Genomic DNA, 17,223 nt, shown 5'->3' with positions numbered 1-17,223 from the left:
TTTCCCGTCGCTTCCCTAGTTGCCGCGGGATATGCTATTCTCGTGGCGACAGGGGAGGGACAGCATATGGGAATCATGGAACGGCCAGCCACGCCTTGGCACTTGTGGCTCATCGCCATCCTGGCGGTGCTGTTCACGCTGTTCGGCTGTTACGACTATTACATGTCCCAGATCGGCGACCGCGAATATATCGAGGCTGCCGTGGGCGGGATGGGCATCGATGTCGATGCCGCGGTCGTCTATTTCGCCAATTTCCCCCTGTGGATGGACCTCGTCTGGGCCATCGGCGTCTGGGGCGGCCTGGCCGGTGCCGCGCTGTTGCTGCTACGCAGCCGCTTCGCCTACCCGGTCTGGGCCGTGTCGCTACTCGCCCTAATCGTGTCGAACATCTACGGCTTCATCGAGCCGATCCCCGGCATTACCGATCCGCGCCCGACCTACATGGCAATTGCCATGGTTTTCATCATCATGCTGCTGCTGACGCTCTATGCCCGCGCAATGGCGAAGAAGGGCGTGCTACGCTGAGGGCTTGGCGCCCCCGCGCCGCGCTTCGATGATCCGCAGGTAGGTGTCGGCCACCGCGCCGTTGATCGTATCCCAGTCGAACGCATCGGCGCGCCTTGCGCCGGCCTTGCCATGCGCGCGGCGCAGGTCCGGATCTTCGGCATAGGCGGTCAGCCGGTCGGCATAGGCGGCAACGTCGCGCGGCGGGACGAGGTGTCCGGTCTCGCCTTCCATCACCAGACTGGAAGCGCCCGTCGCATTGGCGGCCACTACCGGCACGCCGCAGGCCATCGCCTCCAGCGTGACATTGCCGAAAGTCTCGGTGACGGAGGGATTGAGCAGCACGTCCATGCTCGCCACCGCGCGGCCCAGGTCGGCACCCTGCTGGAAGCCGACGAAGCTGGCTTCGGGAACCTTGTCGGCGAAGAAAGCCTTGGCCGGACCGTCGCCGATCACCAGCACCTTGTGCGGCACCCCGCGGCGGCGCAGTTCGACCATGGTCTCGGCGAAGATGTCGATGCCCTTCTCCAACACTAGCCGGCCGAGGAAACCGATCGCCATCTCGTCGTCCGCGATGCCGTGCGAGCGACGCCATGCAAGGTCACGTTTCTCCGGACTGAAGATCGAACGGTCCACCCCGCGCGACCAGGTGCCGATATCGTGGTGCATGCCCTGTTCGCGCAGCTCCTCGATCATGCTGGCCGACGGCGCGACGATGGCGTCGCAGCGCTGGTAGAACCGCCGCAGGATGGCGACGAAGGCAGGTTCCACGAAGCCTAGCCCGTAGTAGCGGGGATAGGTTTCAAACCGGGTGTGCACGCTGGCGAGCACCGGGATGTCATGCTTGCGCGCCCAGGTCAGTGCCCGGTGCCCGGCCACGTCGGGGCTGGAGATGTGCACCACGTGCGGGTCGAACTCGGCCAGGTTGGCCTTGATCGCGGACCCGAGGTGGGTGGAGAACTGGTACTCGCCGCGACCCGGGATGGGCACGGAAGGCAGGCTGATCAGCTCACCCGCAGGCTCGAAGGCGGGGGTGTCGGTGGTGGGCGAATAGACGCGCACCTGCGCACCCTGCCGCAGCAGGTAATCGACCAGGCGGTTCAGCGCCTGGTTAGCGCCATCGCGGACATAGTTGTAGTTACCGCTAAACAGCGCAACGCGAAGATCGGTCACATCCATTACCAAGGCCCTTAGGCGAGCCTTCGACGCTTGGCGAGGGGGTGCCGTGCCGCGGGCTGGACATCGCGGCCCGTCCGACTATTAGGCACCACCGCACAACCGGTGCACCAAATCCAATTTCGTCAACTCCGCTGTCGCTCGCTGAGCGGTCACGAACCTGCAGAGCTTTCCTAGCAATCGGCCGAAATGATTCGTCACTCCGCCATTGGATATGTAGCCGTCCTCGCCGTCGCCCTGTTCAGTGGCAGCGCGATGCAGAACCAAGTCGACGCGGCATCGCCGGATGTACGCAGCAGCCACGTGATTCCCGTCAACTTTCGCGGCATCTGGGCGGAAAGCCCGGCCGCCTGCCTGTCGCACAACGATCGGCGCTACGAGATCAGCGCGATCCATTTCGGCTCGGCCAGTATCGACGCGAAGGTCCGCTCGGTACAGATTGAGGGCGACACGGCCCTGGCCAAGGCGCAGATGGAGGCCGGCGACTTCACGCTGGCGATGACGCTGGTGGACGGCAACGAGATGCGCGCCCGCATCGGCGAGCGCGACCCCGTAGACCTGATGATGTGCCGGTGACGCGCTGAGGCGCGCCGGCCTTACGCCGCCTCGTTCGCGCGGCGCTTGGCCTTCTTGCGCTCGTGCGGGTCGAGGATGGCCTTGCGCAGGCGGATCGACTGCGGGGTGACCTCCACGATCTCGTCATCGCCGATATAGGCAATCGCCTGTTCCAGCGTCATCTTGCGCGGCGGGGTGAGGCGGATGCCTTCGTCCTTGCCGCTGGCGCGGAAGTTGGTGAGCTGCTTCGACTTGAGCGGGTTCACCTCGAGGTCTTCCGGCTTGGCGTTCTCGCCGATGATCATGCCTTCGTACAGCTTGTCGCCCGGCTTGATGAACAGCTCGCCGCGATCTTCCAGAGCGTTCAGCGCATAGGCCACGGCCTCACCCTGTTCCATCGAGATCAGCACGCCGTTCTGGCGACCGGCGATCGGGCCCTTGTAGGGGCCGTAGCTGTCGAACAGGCGGTTCATGATGCCCGTGCCGCGCGTATCGGACAGGAATTCGCCGTGATAGCCGATCAGGCCGCGGCTGGGTGCGGTGAAGGTCAGGCGCGTCTTGCCGCCGCCGCTCGGGCGCATATCGGTCATCTCGGCCTTGCGCATGGCCATCTTTTCGACAACCGTGCCGGAGAATTCGTCGTCCACGTCGACGACGACGGTCTCGTACGGCTCCAGCCGCTGGCCGTTCTCTTCGCGATAGAGCACGCGCGGACGGCTGATCGACAGTTCGAAGCCTTCGCGGCGCATGGTCTCGATCAGCACGCCCAACTGCAATTCGCCGCGACCGGCGACTTCGAAGGCGTCCTTACCGGCGGCTTCGGTGATGCGGATGGCGACATTGCCTTCGGCTTCACGCTCCAGCCGGTCGCGGATCACGCGGCTCTGCACCTTGTCGCCTTCGCGCCCGGCATAGGGGCTGTCGTTGACGGCGAAGGTCATCGATAGGGTCGGCGGGTCGATCGGGCGGGCGTGCAGCGGCGCGGAAACGGCCGGGTCGCATAGCGTGTTCGACACGGTGGCCTCGGTCAGGCCGGCGATGGCGACGATATCGCCCGCCTTGGCATGCAGCACCGGCTCGCGGTCGAGGCCATTGTAGGCGAAGACCTTGGTGGCGCGGCCGCTCTCGACCACCTTGCCGTTCACGTCCAGCGCCTTGATCGGCATGCCCACTTCCAGGCGGCCGCTCTCGATACGACCGGTCAGGATACGGCCGAGGAAGGCGTCGCGGTCCAGCAGGGTCGCCAGCATGGCGAAATCGCCATCAGGATCGAGATCGGGTTCGGGAACGTGGTTCACGATCATCTCGAACAGCGGCAGCAGGTCGCCTTCGCGCGCTTCCGGATCGGCGCTGGCATAGCCCGAACGGCCCGAGGCGTAGAGCACGGGGAAATCGAGCTGGTCGTCGTTCGCGTCGAGGTTGACGAACAGGTCGAACACCTCGTCGAGCACTTCGGATGCGCGGGCGTCGCTGCGGTCGATCTTGTTGACCACCACGATCGGGCGCAGGCCCAGGCCCAGCGCCTTGCCGGTGACGAACTTGGTCTGCGGCATCGGCCCTTCGGCGGCGTCGACCAGCAGGATCACGCCGTCGACCATGCTCAGGATGCGTTCCACCTCGGCACCGAAGTCGGCGTGGCCGGGCGTGTCGACGATGTTGATGCGATAGGGCTGGCTGCCGCCCGGCGGCTGCCACTCGATGCTGGTCGGCTTGGCGAGAATGGTGATCCCGCGTTCCTTCTCCAACTCGTTCGAGTCCATCGCCCGCTCCTCGACGCGCTGGTTTTCGCGGAAGGTGCCGGACTGGCGGAAGAGCTGGTCGACCAGCGTGGTCTTGCCGTGGTCGACGTGGGCGATGATCGCCACGTTGCGAAGGGGGGCGGACATGTCGTTTGGTTCCTGAATACGGGCAGGGCGCTTCATGCTGCACCTGCGAATTGGCGCGCCGATAGCCTAAGCGCAGGTATGCCGCAAGCCAATGCGAGCATGGGGGCCTTACCTATACGTAAGGTACCTCTCTGTTGCGCCAATGTAACACAGGCCGTTTCTTCCGTAATCATTCGCCAACAGTGCGATTGTGCTAACCTTCTCAGCCGAGTATCTGGAAAGGCCCTAACAAGGTCGCTTGCGGCCCGCATAAGCAGTCAAAAATAGACGCCGGGCGGTTCGCGAGGGAGAGATGGAGAAATCAATGACCAGCAAATTTGCCGGCACTGCCGGTATTTCGCGCAAGTTCCTGTGCGGCGCAGCCGCCATTGCGCTTCTCGCTCCGGCTGCCGCCTTTGCGCAGGACGCCGATACCGCTGACGATTCCGCGGTCGAAGAGGAAAGCAACCAGGGCAACAACATCGTTGTTACCGCCACCAAGCGCGAACAGACGCTGCAGGAAGTTCCTGTCGCCGTCTCCGTGACCAGCGCCGAAACGCTCGAGCGCGACCAGATCCGCGACATCCGCGACCTGCAGACGGTGGTTCCCTCGCTGACCGTCGGCCAGCGCCAGTCCTCCGCCAACACCGGCTTCTTCATTCGCGGTTTCGGCAACGGCGCGAACAACGCCGGCATCGAACCTTCGGTCGGCGTGTTCATCGACGGCGTCTACCGCAGCCGCACCGCTTCCTCGATCTCCGACCTGCCCAACGTGCAGCGCATCGAAGTGCTGCGCGGCCCGCAGTCGACCCTGTTCGGCAAGAACGCTTCGGCCGGTGTGATCTCGGTCACCACGGAAGAACCGCAGTTCGACTTCGGCGGCACTGCCGAGCTGACCTATGGCAACTACGACGCGCTCGTCGCACGCGGCTACGTCACCGGCCCGCTGTCGGACATGGTCGCCGTCAGCGTCGGCGCCGGCATCAACAGCCGTGACGGTTTCTTCGACGATCTCGGCACCGGCAGCGAAGTCAGCAACCGCGACCGCTGGTACACTCGCGGCCAGGTGCTGATCGACAACGGCACGGACATCAAGTTCCGCGTTATCGCCGACTACGACAGCATCGACGAAATCTGCTGCGGCGTGGTCAACGTCCAGAACGGCCCGTCGACCGGTGCGATCCTCGCCGTTGGTGGCGCTGTCACCGACCCGAACGATCCCTTCGCCGACGTTGTCATCAACAACTTCGATTCCACCAACCAGATCGAGAACTGGGGTATCTCTGGCCAGCTGGACTGGGACATCGGTGACTTCACCTTCACCTCGATCACGGCCAGCCGCACCACCAACGCGGTGACCTTCCAGGATTCGGACTTCTCCAGCGCCGACCTGATCTACCCGAACGCTCAGGACCTCGAGATCGATACCTTCACCCAGGAATTCCGCATCGCGGGTTCGATCGGTGACCGTCTCGATGTGCTGCTGGGCCTGTTCTACATCAACGAAGATGTGGACCAGACGAACCAGCTGCTGTGGGGCTCCGATGCGCGCAACTACGCCAACGTGATCGTCCAGGCGCGTTCGGGCGGTGTGTTCACCATCCCGCTGCTCGAGCAGATCTTCAGCCAGGCTTTCAGCACCAACTACATCAACACCTTCTTCATCCAGGGCCAGGGCTTCAACGAAGCCTACACGCTGGATTCGGAAGCCTTCTCGATCTTCGGTCAGCTCGACTACGAGATCGTCGATGGCCTGGTGCTGACGCTGGGCGGTAACTACACCGACGACAGCAAGACCTTCACCCAGTCGGCCATTTCGAGCGACGTGTTCTCGTCGATCGACTTCGACGCTCCGCAGCTTGCGCCGTTCCGCGGCCAGCTGCTGACGCAGGGCGCCGTTGCCACGGCAGTGGGTGATGCGCTGGGCCTGGGTCGCCTGGCGACCGAAGCCGAAATCATCGGTTTCGCTACCAACCCGGCAACCGCTGCCTTCTACCCGACCATTCTGGCCGGTGCGCAGCAGTTTGCCGCAGCCAACGTCAACAACCCGCTGGCGAACCCGCTGAACCCGCTGCGCGCGCTGCAGTTCCTGCCGCCGTTCCTGGCGGTGCCGAACGCGGTCGAGCCGGGCCAGACCAACGACGACAACTTCAGCTACTCGGTCCGTCTCGCCTATGACGTCTCGCCGGATGTGAACATCTATGCGAGCTACGCGACCGGCTTCAAGGCAAGCTCGATCAACCTGTCGCGCGACGCCCGTCCGCCGCTGGCCGATCGTGCCGCGATCCTCGCTGCCGGGCTGGACCTGCCGAACCTGACCTTCGGTTCGCGCTTTGCCGGTCCGGAAGAGTCGACCGTCATGGAAGTGGGCATCAAGGCCAACTTCGATGCGTTCTCGGCCAACCTGACCGTGTTCGACCAGGAGATCGAGGGCTTCCAGTCCAACATCTTCACCGGTTCGGGCTTCGTGCTCGCCAACGCCGGTAGCCAGTCGACCTGGGGCGTCGAATTCGAAGGCAGCCTGTTCCCGACCGACGGCCTGACGCTGAGCGGTGCGGTGACCTATCTCGATCCGAAGTTCGACAGCTTCCTGCAGTCGGCCCAGGGCGACATTTCCGGCACCACGCCTTCGGGTATCCCCGAATGGACCGTCATCCTCGGCGCACAGTATGAAGCCGACATGGGCAACGGCATGCTGATCCCGCGCGTGAACTACCTGTTCACCAGCGAATTCCAGCTGGTCGAAGGCCTGCCGGCCTTCGCCGTACGCGGCCCGGACGGTTCGATCGTCGACGGTGGCCCGGCCATCGCCGCCGGCCTGCCGTTCACCGGCGAGCAGAGCGACCTGACCGCTTCGCTGACCTACGAGCACGACAGCGGCATTTCGGTCTCGATCTGGGGCCGCAACCTGCTGGATCACCGTACCCTGGGCACCGTCTTCGACAGCCCGGCCCAGCCGCTGAGCGTTTCGGGCTATCCGAACGATCCGCGCACCTACGGCATCACCGGTCGCTTCCGCTGGTAAGCGTCGGCGACAACCAATCAGAGAAGGGGGCCCTCGCGGCCCCCTTTTTTATGGTTGTGGCCGAGGCCGGAATATGGTGCCCTAGAGGCCTTCATTCACGGAAGAGGGGGAAATCATGCAGTTCGGGGGCTTCTGGATCCGCGTCGGTGCCTATCTCATCGACATCATCATCCTGCTTGTTGCCGCGTCGATCATCCAGGGCGTGACCGGCATCAACATGGGCGCCAACTGGAGCGCGGCGGTCAACGATGCGGCCTTTTCCGGCGGCACGGACGAATCCAGTCCGCTTGGCAACCTGGTCGGCCTGATCGTCGGCATCGCCTACTTTGCCGGACTGGAGAGCTCTTCGTGGCAGGCCACGGTGGGCAAGAAGGCCGTCGGTCTCGTGGTGACCGACCTCAGCGGCAACCGCATCAGTTTCCTGCGAGCGCTGGGCCGCTATTTCGCCAAGATCCTGTCCGGTATCATCCTGCTGATCGGCTACATCATGGTGGCCTTCACCGAGAAGAAGCAGGGCCTGCACGACATGCTGGCCAGCACGCTGGTGGTGAAGGGCAAGCCCGGCGAGCACGGCACGACGGGCGTCTTCGACTGATCCTGTTCGCGGGTGCGACCGGTTAGAGCGACCGCAAGGTCTGCGCCGGCCGTGCCCGCAGCAGCGGGAGCGAGGCTCCCAGCGCGAAGGCCAGCACCAGCACCAGTCCGCCGCCCAGCACGGCGAGGATCTCGGTCCAGTCGGGCAGCCAGTCGAATTCGAACAGCTGCACGATCACCAGCCAGGCGACACCGCTGCCCATGGCCAGCGCCACGGTCGCCAGCACGGCGGCGAGCAGCCCGAATTCGGCGAATTGCAGCGCCAGCAACTGCCCGCGGCTGGCGCCCAGCACGCGCAGGATGACGGTGTCGTAGATGCGCGCTGCGCGGGCTGCGGCGATGGCACCCAGCAGCACGGCAATGCCCGCCAGCACGGCCACGGAGGCGGCGGCAAGGATGGCCAGCGACACCTGGTCGAGGATGGTTCGCGCCTCGGTCAGGATCGGGCCGACCTCGATCACGCTGGACGAGGGGAAGGCGTTCACCAGCGTGCGCAGCAGGCCGCTGGTGTCGGTGCCTTCAGGCATCTCGATCGTCGCTGCCAGGTTGTGCGGGGCCGTCTCGAAGGTATTGGCCGAGAACACCCAGACGTTGTTGAAGCCAAGGCTCTCCCAGTCGATGCGGCGGGTGTTGGCGACCCGTGCGGTGAAATCCACGCCCAGCACGTTGACGGTGACAAGATCGCCGATGGCGATTCCGGCCGCTGCGGCCAGTTCCTCGTCCACCGAAACCAGCGCCTCGCCGGCGTGGCCGTCTTCCCACCACTCGCCGGAAGTGACGACATTGCCGCTCGGAATGACATCGGAATAGGTCAGGCCGCGCTCACCGCGCAGGCCCCAGGTGCCTTCGCGGCCCTCTTCCATCTCGGAAACGCGGGTCATGTTGCCCTCGGGACCGAAGGCGACGATGGAGCCGCGCAGCGTGGGCACAGTCTCGATCACCGCGTCTTCGGAGACGTCGGTAATGACACCGCGGAATTCCTCCACCCGGTCACGCGGGATATCGAGCACGAAGTAGTCGGGCGCCCGTTCGGGCACCGAGCGCTGGATATTGCCGTCGAGGCTGCTCTGCACCCCGGCCAGCAGGACGAATGCTGACAGTCCGAAGCCGAGCGCCGTCACCAGCGATCCGGTCGCCGCGCCGGGGCGGTGCAGGTTGGCCAGCGCCGCACGCACGATGGGATCGGCCGGACGCGGTGCGCGGGTCGCTGCCCAGCGGATCGCCCGGCCCAGCAAGGCAAGGAAGCCGAGGATGGCGGCGGCCCCGCCAAGGAACAGCGCTGAAAGTTCGGGATTATTCGAGCCGACGATGGCCAGCGCCACGATACCCGCAATGCCGAGGCCCACGGGCAGCGCGGCACCGCGCCAGGCCTGCGCCAGCGGCGAGACGCGGGCGCGCATCAGCGCCATGGCCGGGAACTGCTTGGCTCGCGCCAGCGGCGGTGCGGCGAAGACCAGCGCGACCAGCAAGCCGAAGGCGAGCGCGCGGCCCAGCGCCCAGGGATCGATGACGAAGTCGGTCGTCACCGGCAGCAACGAGCCCAGTGCATTGGCCAGCAACGGTGTCACCAGCACGCCCGCCAGCAGGCCGGCTCCGGCACCCACCAGCGCGGCCATGCCGATTTCCAGGGCGTAGATGCGCACGATGTCGGCAGAGGTCGCGCCGAGGATCTTGAGTGTCGCAATCGAATTGCGCCGGGCCTCGAGATAGGAGTTCACCCCGCCACCGATGCCGATGCCGGCGATGACCAGCGCGGCGAGGCCGACCAGCGTCAGGAACTCGCCCATGCGGCTGACGAAGCGGTCGGCGCCGGGCGAGGCGCGGTTGCGGGTGCGGGTGTCGAACGAGACTTCGGGGAAGCGCTCTTCCAGCGCCTCGACCACGGTGTCGGGATCGTCGTCGCCGGCGAAGGCCACGCGGGTCTTGGTCTGGAACATGGAGCCGGGGGCGACGAGGCCCGCCTGCTCAGGCAGGTCCAGCGGCACGATCACCGTCTGGCCCAGCGCGAATCCCTCGGAGAGCCGGTCCGGCTCTTCCTCGATAATGCCTGCCACGGTGACCTGCTGCGTGCCCAGTGTGATGACGTCGCCCGGCTGCGCGTCCAGCCGCTCCGCCGCGCCTTCGGCAAGGTAAGCCTCGCCTGCGGAGGGCGCCTCGGCACTTACGCCGCCCTGCAGCAGCAGGGTGCCATACATCGGGTAGTTGGCAGCAACCGCCTTCAGCTCCACGGGTACGGCCGCATCGGGCGTGCTTGCCATGGCCTGCAGGCGATATCCGGGGGAGGTGGTGCCATATTCCTCGAGGAAGGCGAGTTCCTCCTCGTTCAGCATGCGTTGCCACAGCTCGACTTCGATATCGCCGCCCAGGATGGCCTGGCCCTGGCTGTCGAGCTCGCCCTGGATGGCGGAGGTCAGGCTGCCGATGGCCGCCAATGCGCCGACGCCCAGGAACAGACAGACGAGCAGCAGCCGCAGTCCGCGGAAACCGCTCGACAGGTCGCGCTTGGCGATGGTCCAGGCCCGGCCCCAGCTCATGCGTCAGGCAGCCTTGGTGGCCTTGCCGGTATCGCTGGCGATCTGGCCGTCGGCCAGCGTCACCACGCGGTCGCAGCGTTCGGCCAGCGTCTTGTCATGGGTGATGATCACCAGCGTCGCGCCGGTGTTGGCGCGCCGGCGGAACAGCACTTCAACCACGCTTTCGCCGGTGCTGGCATCGAGATTGCCGGTCGGCTCGTCCGCGAAGATCAGCGGCGGGCGCGAGCCGATGGCGCGGGCAATCGCAACGCGTTGCTGCTCGCCGCCGGAAAGCTGTGCCGGATAGTGCGTAAGCCGGTGGCCGAGGCCCACGGCTTCCAGTTCTTCCGCCGCGCGTTCGCTGGCGCCCTTGACGCCGGCCAGTTCCAGCGGCGTGGCGACGTTCTCCAGCGCGGTCATGGTCGGCAGCAGGTGGAAGGCCTGCAGCACGATGCCGATCCGGCCGCGGCGGGCGAGGGCGAGGGCGTCTTCATCGAGCGCGGTGAAGTCCTCTCCGGCAACCTCAAGCGAACCTGAGCTTGCTCTTTCAAGGCCGGAGAGCACCGACATCAGCGAGCTCTTGCCGCTGCCGGAAGGGCCGAGCAGGGCGAGCGTCTCGCCTGGCGTCACCTCCAGGTCGATGCCGCGCAGGATTTCGACTGCCGCAGCGCCTTCTCCAAGGGTAAGGCGCAGGTCACGGGCAGCAATAACGGGTTTTGCAGTGTCAGGACTTGTCACAAGAGCGCGATGGCATAGCTATGGGGTATGAGCAAGTTAGTCCAAAGTCGGTGGCCTAAGGCTATTCGCACTTCGTCGATCATCGCGCCGCTGGCGCTCGCCCTTGCCGCTTGCGGAGCGGAAGCACCAGTGGCCGAGGCCGACGAGGCCGAGAGCGCGGGAACGATGTTCGAGGAGCCGCTGCCGGTCATGGGGCCGGAGCGGGTGGTGCTCGGCTTCGGTGACAGCCTGATGGCGGGCTACAATGTCGAGGAAGACCAGGGCTATCCGGAGGTGCTGGGGCGCGCATTGCGCGGTCGCGGCATCAATGCCCGGGTCATCGATGCCGGCGTATCGGGCGACACCACGGCTGCCGGCTTGCAGCGGATCGGCTTCGTGCTCGACAATGCCGACGCCGAAATCGACCTCGCCATCGTGGAACTTGGCGGCAACGACCTGCTGCGCGGCATCACCCCGGACCAGAGCCGCGCGAACCTGGAAGGCATTCTCGACGAATTGCAGGCACGCGACATTCCCATCCTGTTGCTGGGTATGCGCGCCCCGCCGAACATGGGTGTGGAATACCAGCAGCAGTTCGACGGCATGTATGCCGAACTGGCCGAAGAATATGACGCCGCGCTGGTGCCCTTCTTCATGAAGCCGGTCTACGACCAGCCGCGCTTGATGCAGGCCGATCGCATCCATCCGACTGCCGAAGGGCTGGAGGAAATGGTCGCGGCCTCGCTCGACACGGTGATCGCCGCCTTGCCGCAGGACGGCGCGGACTAGATCCGCTCCACCGCGCCATCGGCCACCCGCCAGGTGGCTGCCTCTGCCAGGATAGCTTCGAAGGGGGCCGGTTCGGTGCCCGTCAGCCACACTTGTGTGCCGCTTGCGCGCAGGCGGTCGAACAGCGCCTCGCGCCGCACGGGGTCGAGGTGGGCCGCGACCTCGTCCAGCAGCAAGACGCCCGGTCTGCCCCGCGCCGCGAGTTCGGCATGGGCGAGGGTGATGGCGACCAGCATGGCTTTCTGCTCCCCAGTAGAACATTCGGCAGCGGGCATGTGCTTGCCGGCCATGGTCACGCCCAGCTCGTCGCGATGCGGACCGGACAGCGTGCGCTGCGCGGCACGATCGCGGCGGCGCTCACTGCGCCAGCGGTCGGCCAGTTCCTCTTCGGTCAGCGCGCCGCCAGGCTGGTAGGCGAGCACCGGGCGCGCGAACGGCGCTTCGGGCAGTTCCGCCAGTCTCGCGCCCAAGGTTCCGATCAATCGCGCCCGGCCCTGCGCCAATGCGCTCCCAACCGTGGCCATCTGCGCTTCGATCGAATCGAGCCAGGCGGGATCGGGGTCCGGTTCCCCGGAGAGCAGGCGGTTACGTTCGCGCAGCGCGGCCTCGTAGCGGCTGGCGTAGCGGGCATGGCCCGGCTCCAGCGCCACTGCCAGCCGGTCGAGATAACGGCGGCGTGTGCCGGCGCTGTCGGCGAACAGGCGATCCATGGCCGGGGTGAGCCAGCCCATGGCCAGCCATTCGCCCAGGCTGATGGCACTCGCCTCTGCGCCATTGACCTGCACGATGCGGCGACCGCTCCGCTCTGCCACCATGCCTGTGCCCAGCTTGACCGGTTCGCCGCCATCGCCGGTGTCGAGCAGGGCGCTGACACCGAAGCCGCCATCTCCGGAATGGCCGGCCATCTCCGCCAGTGCCGCGCGACGCATTCCGCGTCCGGGGGCAAACAGCGAGATGGCTTCGAGGATATTGGTCTTACCCGCCCCGTTCTCGCCCACCAGCAGGTTCAACTGGCACGTGTCTTCAAGCCGCGTGGCGGCGTGGTTGCGGAAGCTGGAAAGGGTGATGCGATCGAGCGCCATGACGGGTCGCATACCCTTATGTCAGCGTGCGGCGTGACACCACTCGAAAAGGTGATCCCATCAGTTGGTGAAAATTCCCAAGTCTTAGTTTTCAGGAATCGCTAACCTTGCTGGTGCCTGAACAAAAACGGCAGAATTCTGCGGTTTTTCAAAACTGGCACACCTCCTGCAATGTTGGGGGCATGGGACGAAAGAGTTTAATTCAAACAATAGAGGGAAACAAAATGACTTTCACGAATGACATCACCGCCCGCGTTTCGGCCGCTTTCGCCGCCGTCGCTGTCACCATCACGCTCCTGGTCTCGAGCTTCTCGACCCCGGAAGCCAGCATCATCGCCGGCGTTCTCGCCTGATCGATAACCACCAAGAAGGGACAAGAAGGACATGACCATGACCAATGAACTGCAGAACAAGCTGATGGCCGCTTTCGCCGCCGTCGCCGTAACCGCAACGCTGCTCGTCAGCAGCTTCGCCAACCCCAACGCCACCTCGATCGTGGGCCTGCTGGCATGACCCAGCTGGACCGTAGAAACGATGCCGTCCGCCCGGCAGGTTCGAAGAAATTCCGCCTCGACCGTGCGGACGCGAAGGTGGCCGGTGTTTGCGGCGGTATCGCCAAGTACTTCGGGATCAACCCGCTGGTTGTGCGGGGCATCTTCCTGGCAGGTACGCTGTTCGGTTTCGGCAGCTTCCTGATCATCTATCTCGCGATCTGGCTGCTGGCCGACTGAGGTCGGCGGCCATTTCGTCCTGTCAGCGGCTGTCGCGTGCCGCGAAGGGAGAGAAATCGGTGTCGGTATCGAAGATCTCGACGCCCTCGCGCTTCTTCAGGAAGCCGACAACGCGATAGGTGACCGGCGTCAGCGCGGCTTCCCAGCCGACCTTTAACGCCCAGTTCGTCACCATCACCAGCAACACATCGCTAGTCTCCCAGACGCCGAGGAAGGCAATGGGATAGAACAGCAGGCTGTCGACGCCCTGGCCGACCACGGTCGAGCCGATGGTACGGCTCCACAGAGCCTTGCCCTGTGTCCAGACCTTCATCTTCGCCATCACGTAGGAATTGACGAATTCGCCTGCCCAGAAGGCGGTGACCGAGGCGAGCACGATCCGCGGCACCTGGCCGAATACCGACTCGTAGGCCTCCTGCCCGGTCCAGCTGGCCGCCGGGGGCAGTTCGACCACCACGAAGCTCATCACGGCCATGAAGACGAGGGCGGCAAAGCCGGTCCAGATTACCCGGCGCGCGCGGGCATAGCCGTAAACCTCGGTCAGCACGTCGCCGATCACGTAGGAGAGCGGGAAGAATAGGATGCCCGCCCCGAAAGTGAAACCCGCGACGGTGGAGAGCTTTGCCGCCCCGATCACGTTGGACAGCACCAGCACCACCACGAAGGCGGCCATCACGAGATCGAAATATCGGAACCGCGCGTGTTCCGGCATCGGATCGACGGGTTTCAGGGGATCACTGTCCATGTCGCGGTGCTAGCGGCATTTGCGCGAGCCGCAAAGATCGCTATCTGCCCTCCCGACGCGCCCATAGCTCAGCTGGATAGAGCACGGGACTTCTAATCCTGAGGTCGCAGGTTCGACTCCTGCTGGGCGCGCCAAAGGGGAGGGCATGCTGCAAGCGTGTCCTCCCCTTTGGTGTATGCCCTTGTAGAGGCGATCCTTCAGGTTCGGAGTCGGAGCGAAGCGGAGACGTGCGAAGCACACTCCTGCTGGGCGCGCCATTCTTGTTTTCCGAAGCCGCATCCGCGGCTTCGTCCTCGCTAGATGCGCAGCAAGCTGCGCCCGCTGCGGGGCGGGCGCGTGCCCTTGCGGTCCCTTGGGGACCGTATCGAACATTCCAACAGTGCTGAGTTCGGTCGTGCCAACGACCGCAAGGCCAAGTGGCCGCCCGCAGGTGCCGCGCAGCGAAGCGGAGCGAATGGCACCGAGGACGCTGGCGCGGATGCGCGAGCGAAAAGCCAGAAGAGTCGGGAATTTTTACACGCCCGCCCCCCGTTAACTTTTCGCGAACCATCGTCTTCCGCAGGAATCCTTTGTTCGGCAAAACTGGCACGGCGCGTGCAATATATTCGGCGTACCCAACGAGGTCTTCGAAACGAGGCGGGGCCGATCCCCTGGTCCCCAACCAAGTCTCCCGGCTCCGCCTCCCCGAAGACCCCTCTCCGAAAAATCGATAGAGACTAGCGCCGGCCCGCCCAGGGCTCGTCCGTGCGATCGATCTGCATCGCGCCGGCATAGGGCCGGCAAAGCTGGAAGGCTTCTTGCGGGGTGCCGTGCAGCCATTGCTGCCACGCGTCCGGGGGCAGGATTACCGGCATGCGATCGTGCACGCTGCGCACCTGCTCGTTGGGTTCGGTGATCACCATGGTATATGCCGCGCCCCATTCGGCAGTATCGCGCCACAGGCCCGCCATCGCCATCAGGTCGCAGTCCGGCAAGGATAGCCACGTGCGGGTTTTGCCGCCCCTAGGCCCCTCGGCTTCGGCAAAGGCGGAGACCGGGATCAGGCAGCGCCGTTCGCGGAAGCTGGCGGACCAGAAGGGGCTGGAAAGCTTGTCCGACCGGGCATTGTTGACCGGCTTCGGCTTCAGCGGCTGGCCCTTGGCGCCCTTGCGCTGGAGCGGGAAGCCCCAGGTCATCTGCCCCAGCTTGCCGTCGGTCAGCACCATGCCGGGATATCCGGGATAGACCATTTCGGGCGCATTGCCCGCCGGGCCGACCGACAGGTCCTGCGCGATGGCATCGAAGAAATGCGCCACCTCGTCCTGCGACTTGGACATCTTGTAGAGGTTGCACATCGCCCGCGGTCCCTTAGTAGCCGGCTTCGGCGGCGGGGACGGGCGGGGCGATCATCCCGCCGGCCATGGGCCAGATGATGTCGCCGGTCACCACCCCCATGCTCATCGGCAACTGTGCCGAGATGAAGGCATGGATCTCGTTGGGCCACTGGCCGGCGTCGAATTCGGTCACGTAGACGCTCATCGCCAGTTCGGGGTCGTCCTCTGCCCAGCGCACGATCTCGCAGGTGTCGGTGAGCAGTTCCGGCGATCCGATCACGCCGAATTCGTCGAAATCGACCCGATAGTGCTTGCCCAGCGGCATGGCCGAGCCTTCGAACGGGCCGTTGAGCACATAGGCTTCGAACGAGCCGTCCTCGCGTGGGGGCATGGCGAGGGTGAGATAGGTGACCGAGGTGCGGTCGCTTTCCCCGGCATCTTCGCCATCGTGGCAGAAGCTGGCTTCGGGCGCGGCGATCACGGCGCGGGGCGCGACGATCTGCGCCCGGGCCATGGCGACCCTGTCGCCGTCGAGCACGGGAGCCTGTCCGGCGGGGAAGATGGTCTCGGCCAGGATTTCGCCCTGGGCGATCTCGTATTCCGCGAGGGCTACCAGCGGCGCGTCCTCGCCGCCCGGCTGGCCGACGATGGTCGTCAGCCATACGCCGAGGTCTTCTCCGGGGAGCGACAGCGCGCCGCGATAACCGCCGCCAAGGTCGCCCGCGACCATCCCGGCATACTGGCGCTGGGCGATGGCGTTGGCCTGCAAGACCTCGCCCATCTGGCGCGCTGTTGCCTCGGCAGAGCGGGCTCCGGCCATGCGCTCGGCAAGGTTGTCCGGCAGGGTCTCCTGCGCGGCAAGCGAGGCAGGCGCGGCGAACAACAGGCTGGCGGCAAGCAGGTGGCGGATCATGCAAACTCCCGGGACAAGGCAGACGCCTCTAGCGCTGCCTAGCTGAACGCAAACGGACCGCCAATGGCGGTCCGTGCAAGTGTCCGGAATGCAGGAGGACAGGCCTCAGGACGCCTTGGCGACCTGCTTCTCGTCCAGCAGCTGCTGCAGTTCGCCGGCTTCGAACATCTCCATCATGATGTCGCTGCCGCCGACGAATTCGCCCTTCACGTAGAGCTGCGGAATGGTGGGCCAGTCCGAATAGGCCTTGATGCCCTGGCGGATTTCCATGTCCTGCAGCACATCGACGCTCTCGAACTGCACGTTGCAGTGATCGAGGATCGAGACGGCGCGGTTGGAAAAGCCGCATTGCGGGAAGAGCGGAGTGCCCTTCATGAACAGGACGACGTCATTTTCGCCGACCAGCTTGGAGATGCGTTCGTTGGTATCCGACATTGGTTCCACCAGTGTTCTTGTGTGCGTAGGCCTCAGTTGGGCACGCTGGTGTGCAGTTGCAAGGCGTGGAGTTCACCGCCGAGCCTTCCGCCCAGTGCCGCGTGGACCATCTTGTGCTGCTGCACGCGGCTTTTCCCGGCGAACTCTGCCGAGGTAACGCGAGCCAGCCAATGGTCGTTATCATCGACCAGCGCCTCGATCTCGACCGTCGCATCGGGGATGGCGGCCTTGATCAGCGCCTCGATCTGGGCGGCGGGCATTGGCAT

18 protein-coding genes and 1 tRNA gene are annotated in these 17,223 nt (G+C 65.3%); 9 read left to right on the top strand and 10 right to left on the bottom strand.

The window, feature by feature from the left end; genetic code table 11:
* The first annotated feature begins 75 nt into the window (after positions 1–75).
* Positions 76–525 (top strand): hypothetical protein, encoded by a 450-nt coding sequence (locus tag OZN62_RS05455; protein ID WP_269101745.1) that lies wholly within the window; start codon positions 76–78, stop codon positions 523–525.
* On the opposite strand, the gene OZN62_RS05450 is transcribed toward OZN62_RS05455, so the two are convergent.
* Positions 517–1,683, bottom strand: coding sequence for a glycosyltransferase family 4 protein (locus OZN62_RS05450; protein ID WP_269101744.1), 1,167 nt, complete (start codon positions 1,681–1,683; stop codon positions 517–519). The two genes, OZN62_RS05455 and OZN62_RS05450, sit on opposite strands and share 9 nt — an antisense overlap.
* Positions 1,684–1,869: 186 nt before the next feature.
* On the opposite strand from OZN62_RS05450, the gene OZN62_RS05445 reads away from it, so the two are divergent.
* Positions 1,870–2,256, top strand: a complete 387-nt coding sequence (locus OZN62_RS05445; RefSeq protein WP_269101743.1) for a hypothetical protein — start codon at positions 1,870–1,872, stop codon at positions 2,254–2,256.
* Between the two features lie 20 nt (positions 2,257–2,276).
* Here the strand turns inward: OZN62_RS05445 and typA are convergent, their stop codons facing one another.
* Positions 2,277–4,121 carry a translational GTPase TypA gene (typA, locus tag OZN62_RS05440; RefSeq protein WP_269101742.1) on the bottom strand — a complete coding sequence of 615 codons (1,845 nt, stop codon included), beginning with the start codon at positions 4,119–4,121 and terminating at the stop codon, positions 2,277–2,279.
* Between the two features lie 304 nt (positions 4,122–4,425).
* Here typA and OZN62_RS05435 point away from each other — a divergent pair, with 304 nt between their 5' ends.
* Together OZN62_RS05435 and OZN62_RS05430 are read left to right on the top strand one after the other, a co-directional pair.
* Complete coding sequence (locus tag OZN62_RS05435; RefSeq protein ID WP_269101741.1) at positions 4,426–7,125, top strand: TonB-dependent receptor; 2,700 nt, start codon at positions 4,426–4,428, stop codon at positions 7,123–7,125.
* A 115-nt stretch (positions 7,126–7,240) separates the two neighbouring features.
* Positions 7,241–7,720, top strand: a complete 480-nt coding sequence (locus OZN62_RS05430) for an RDD family protein (protein ID WP_269101739.1) — start codon at positions 7,241–7,243, stop codon at positions 7,718–7,720.
* Positions 7,721–7,742: 22 nt separating this feature from the next.
* On the opposite strand, the gene OZN62_RS05425 is transcribed toward OZN62_RS05430, so the two are convergent.
* Together OZN62_RS05425 and OZN62_RS05420 are read right to left on the bottom strand one after the other, a co-directional pair.
* Positions 7,743–10,253, bottom strand: coding sequence for an ABC transporter permease (locus tag OZN62_RS05425; RefSeq protein WP_269101738.1), 2,511 nt, complete (start codon positions 10,251–10,253; stop codon positions 7,743–7,745).
* A gap of 3 nt (positions 10,254–10,256) precedes the next feature.
* Complete coding sequence (locus OZN62_RS05420; RefSeq protein WP_269101737.1) at positions 10,257–10,970, bottom strand: ABC transporter ATP-binding protein; 714 nt, start codon at positions 10,968–10,970, stop codon at positions 10,257–10,259.
* A gap of 27 nt (positions 10,971–10,997) precedes the next feature.
* On the opposite strand from OZN62_RS05420, the gene OZN62_RS05415 reads away from it, so the two are divergent.
* Complete coding sequence (locus OZN62_RS05415; protein ID WP_269101736.1) at positions 10,998–11,738, top strand: arylesterase; 741 nt, start codon at positions 10,998–11,000, stop codon at positions 11,736–11,738.
* On the opposite strand, the gene recF is transcribed toward OZN62_RS05415, so the two are convergent.
* Complete coding sequence (recF, locus tag OZN62_RS05410) at positions 11,735–12,820, bottom strand: DNA replication/repair protein RecF (protein WP_269102113.1); 1,086 nt, start codon at positions 12,818–12,820, stop codon at positions 11,735–11,737. The two genes, OZN62_RS05415 and recF, sit on opposite strands and share 4 nt — an antisense overlap.
* Before the next feature lie 224 nt (positions 12,821–13,044).
* On the opposite strand from recF, the gene OZN62_RS05405 reads away from it, so the two are divergent.
* From OZN62_RS05405 to OZN62_RS05395, 3 genes are read left to right on the top strand one after another with little or no spacing between them, the layout of a single operon-like run.
* Positions 13,045–13,173, top strand: coding sequence for a hypothetical protein (locus tag OZN62_RS05405; protein WP_269101734.1), 129 nt, complete (start codon positions 13,045–13,047; stop codon positions 13,171–13,173).
* A gap of 31 nt (positions 13,174–13,204) precedes the next feature.
* On the top strand, positions 13,205–13,333 hold the full coding sequence (locus OZN62_RS05400) for a hypothetical protein (RefSeq protein WP_269101733.1): 129 nt from the start codon (positions 13,205–13,207) through the stop codon (positions 13,331–13,333).
* Positions 13,330–13,551, top strand: coding sequence for a PspC domain-containing protein (locus OZN62_RS05395; RefSeq protein ID WP_269101732.1), 222 nt, complete (start codon positions 13,330–13,332; stop codon positions 13,549–13,551). Before OZN62_RS05400 ends, OZN62_RS05395 begins: the two co-directional genes overlap by 4 nt.
* 22 nt (positions 13,552–13,573) lie before the next feature.
* Here the strand turns inward: OZN62_RS05395 and OZN62_RS05390 are convergent, their stop codons facing one another.
* On the bottom strand, positions 13,574–14,296 hold the full coding sequence (locus OZN62_RS05390; protein ID WP_269101731.1) for a queuosine precursor transporter: 723 nt from the start codon (positions 14,294–14,296) through the stop codon (positions 13,574–13,576).
* A gap of 57 nt (positions 14,297–14,353) precedes the next feature.
* On the opposite strand from OZN62_RS05390, the gene OZN62_RS05385 reads away from it, so the two are divergent.
* A tRNA-Arg gene (locus OZN62_RS05385) sits at positions 14,354–14,430 on the top strand.
* A 582-nt stretch (positions 14,431–15,012) separates the two neighbouring features.
* On the opposite strand, the gene OZN62_RS05380 is transcribed toward OZN62_RS05385, so the two are convergent.
* From OZN62_RS05380 to OZN62_RS05365, 4 genes are all read right to left on the bottom strand, one after another.
* Positions 15,013–15,630 carry an SOS response-associated peptidase gene (locus tag OZN62_RS05380; protein WP_269101729.1) on the bottom strand — a complete coding sequence of 206 codons (618 nt, stop codon included), beginning with the start codon at positions 15,628–15,630 and terminating at the stop codon, positions 15,013–15,015.
* A 13-nt stretch (positions 15,631–15,643) separates the two neighbouring features.
* A complete protein-coding gene (locus tag OZN62_RS05375) occupies positions 15,644–16,522 on the bottom strand; it encodes a hypothetical protein (RefSeq protein WP_269101727.1) in 879 nt (292 codons plus the stop codon).
* A 105-nt stretch (positions 16,523–16,627) separates the two neighbouring features.
* Positions 16,628–16,957 carry a Grx4 family monothiol glutaredoxin gene (gene grxD / locus OZN62_RS05370; protein ID WP_269101726.1) on the bottom strand — a complete coding sequence of 110 codons (330 nt, stop codon included), beginning with the start codon at positions 16,955–16,957 and terminating at the stop codon, positions 16,628–16,630.
* Between the two features lie 32 nt (positions 16,958–16,989).
* On the bottom strand, positions 16,990–17,223 hold the full coding sequence (locus OZN62_RS05365; RefSeq protein WP_269101725.1) for a BolA/IbaG family iron-sulfur metabolism protein: 234 nt from the start codon (positions 17,221–17,223) through the stop codon (positions 16,990–16,992).

The sequence above is a fragment of the Aurantiacibacter sp. MUD11 genome (assembly GCF_026967575.1).
Lineage (GTDB): Bacteria > Pseudomonadota > Alphaproteobacteria > Sphingomonadales > Sphingomonadaceae > Alteraurantiacibacter.
This window is presented reverse-complemented; position numbering and strand designations above follow the sequence as displayed.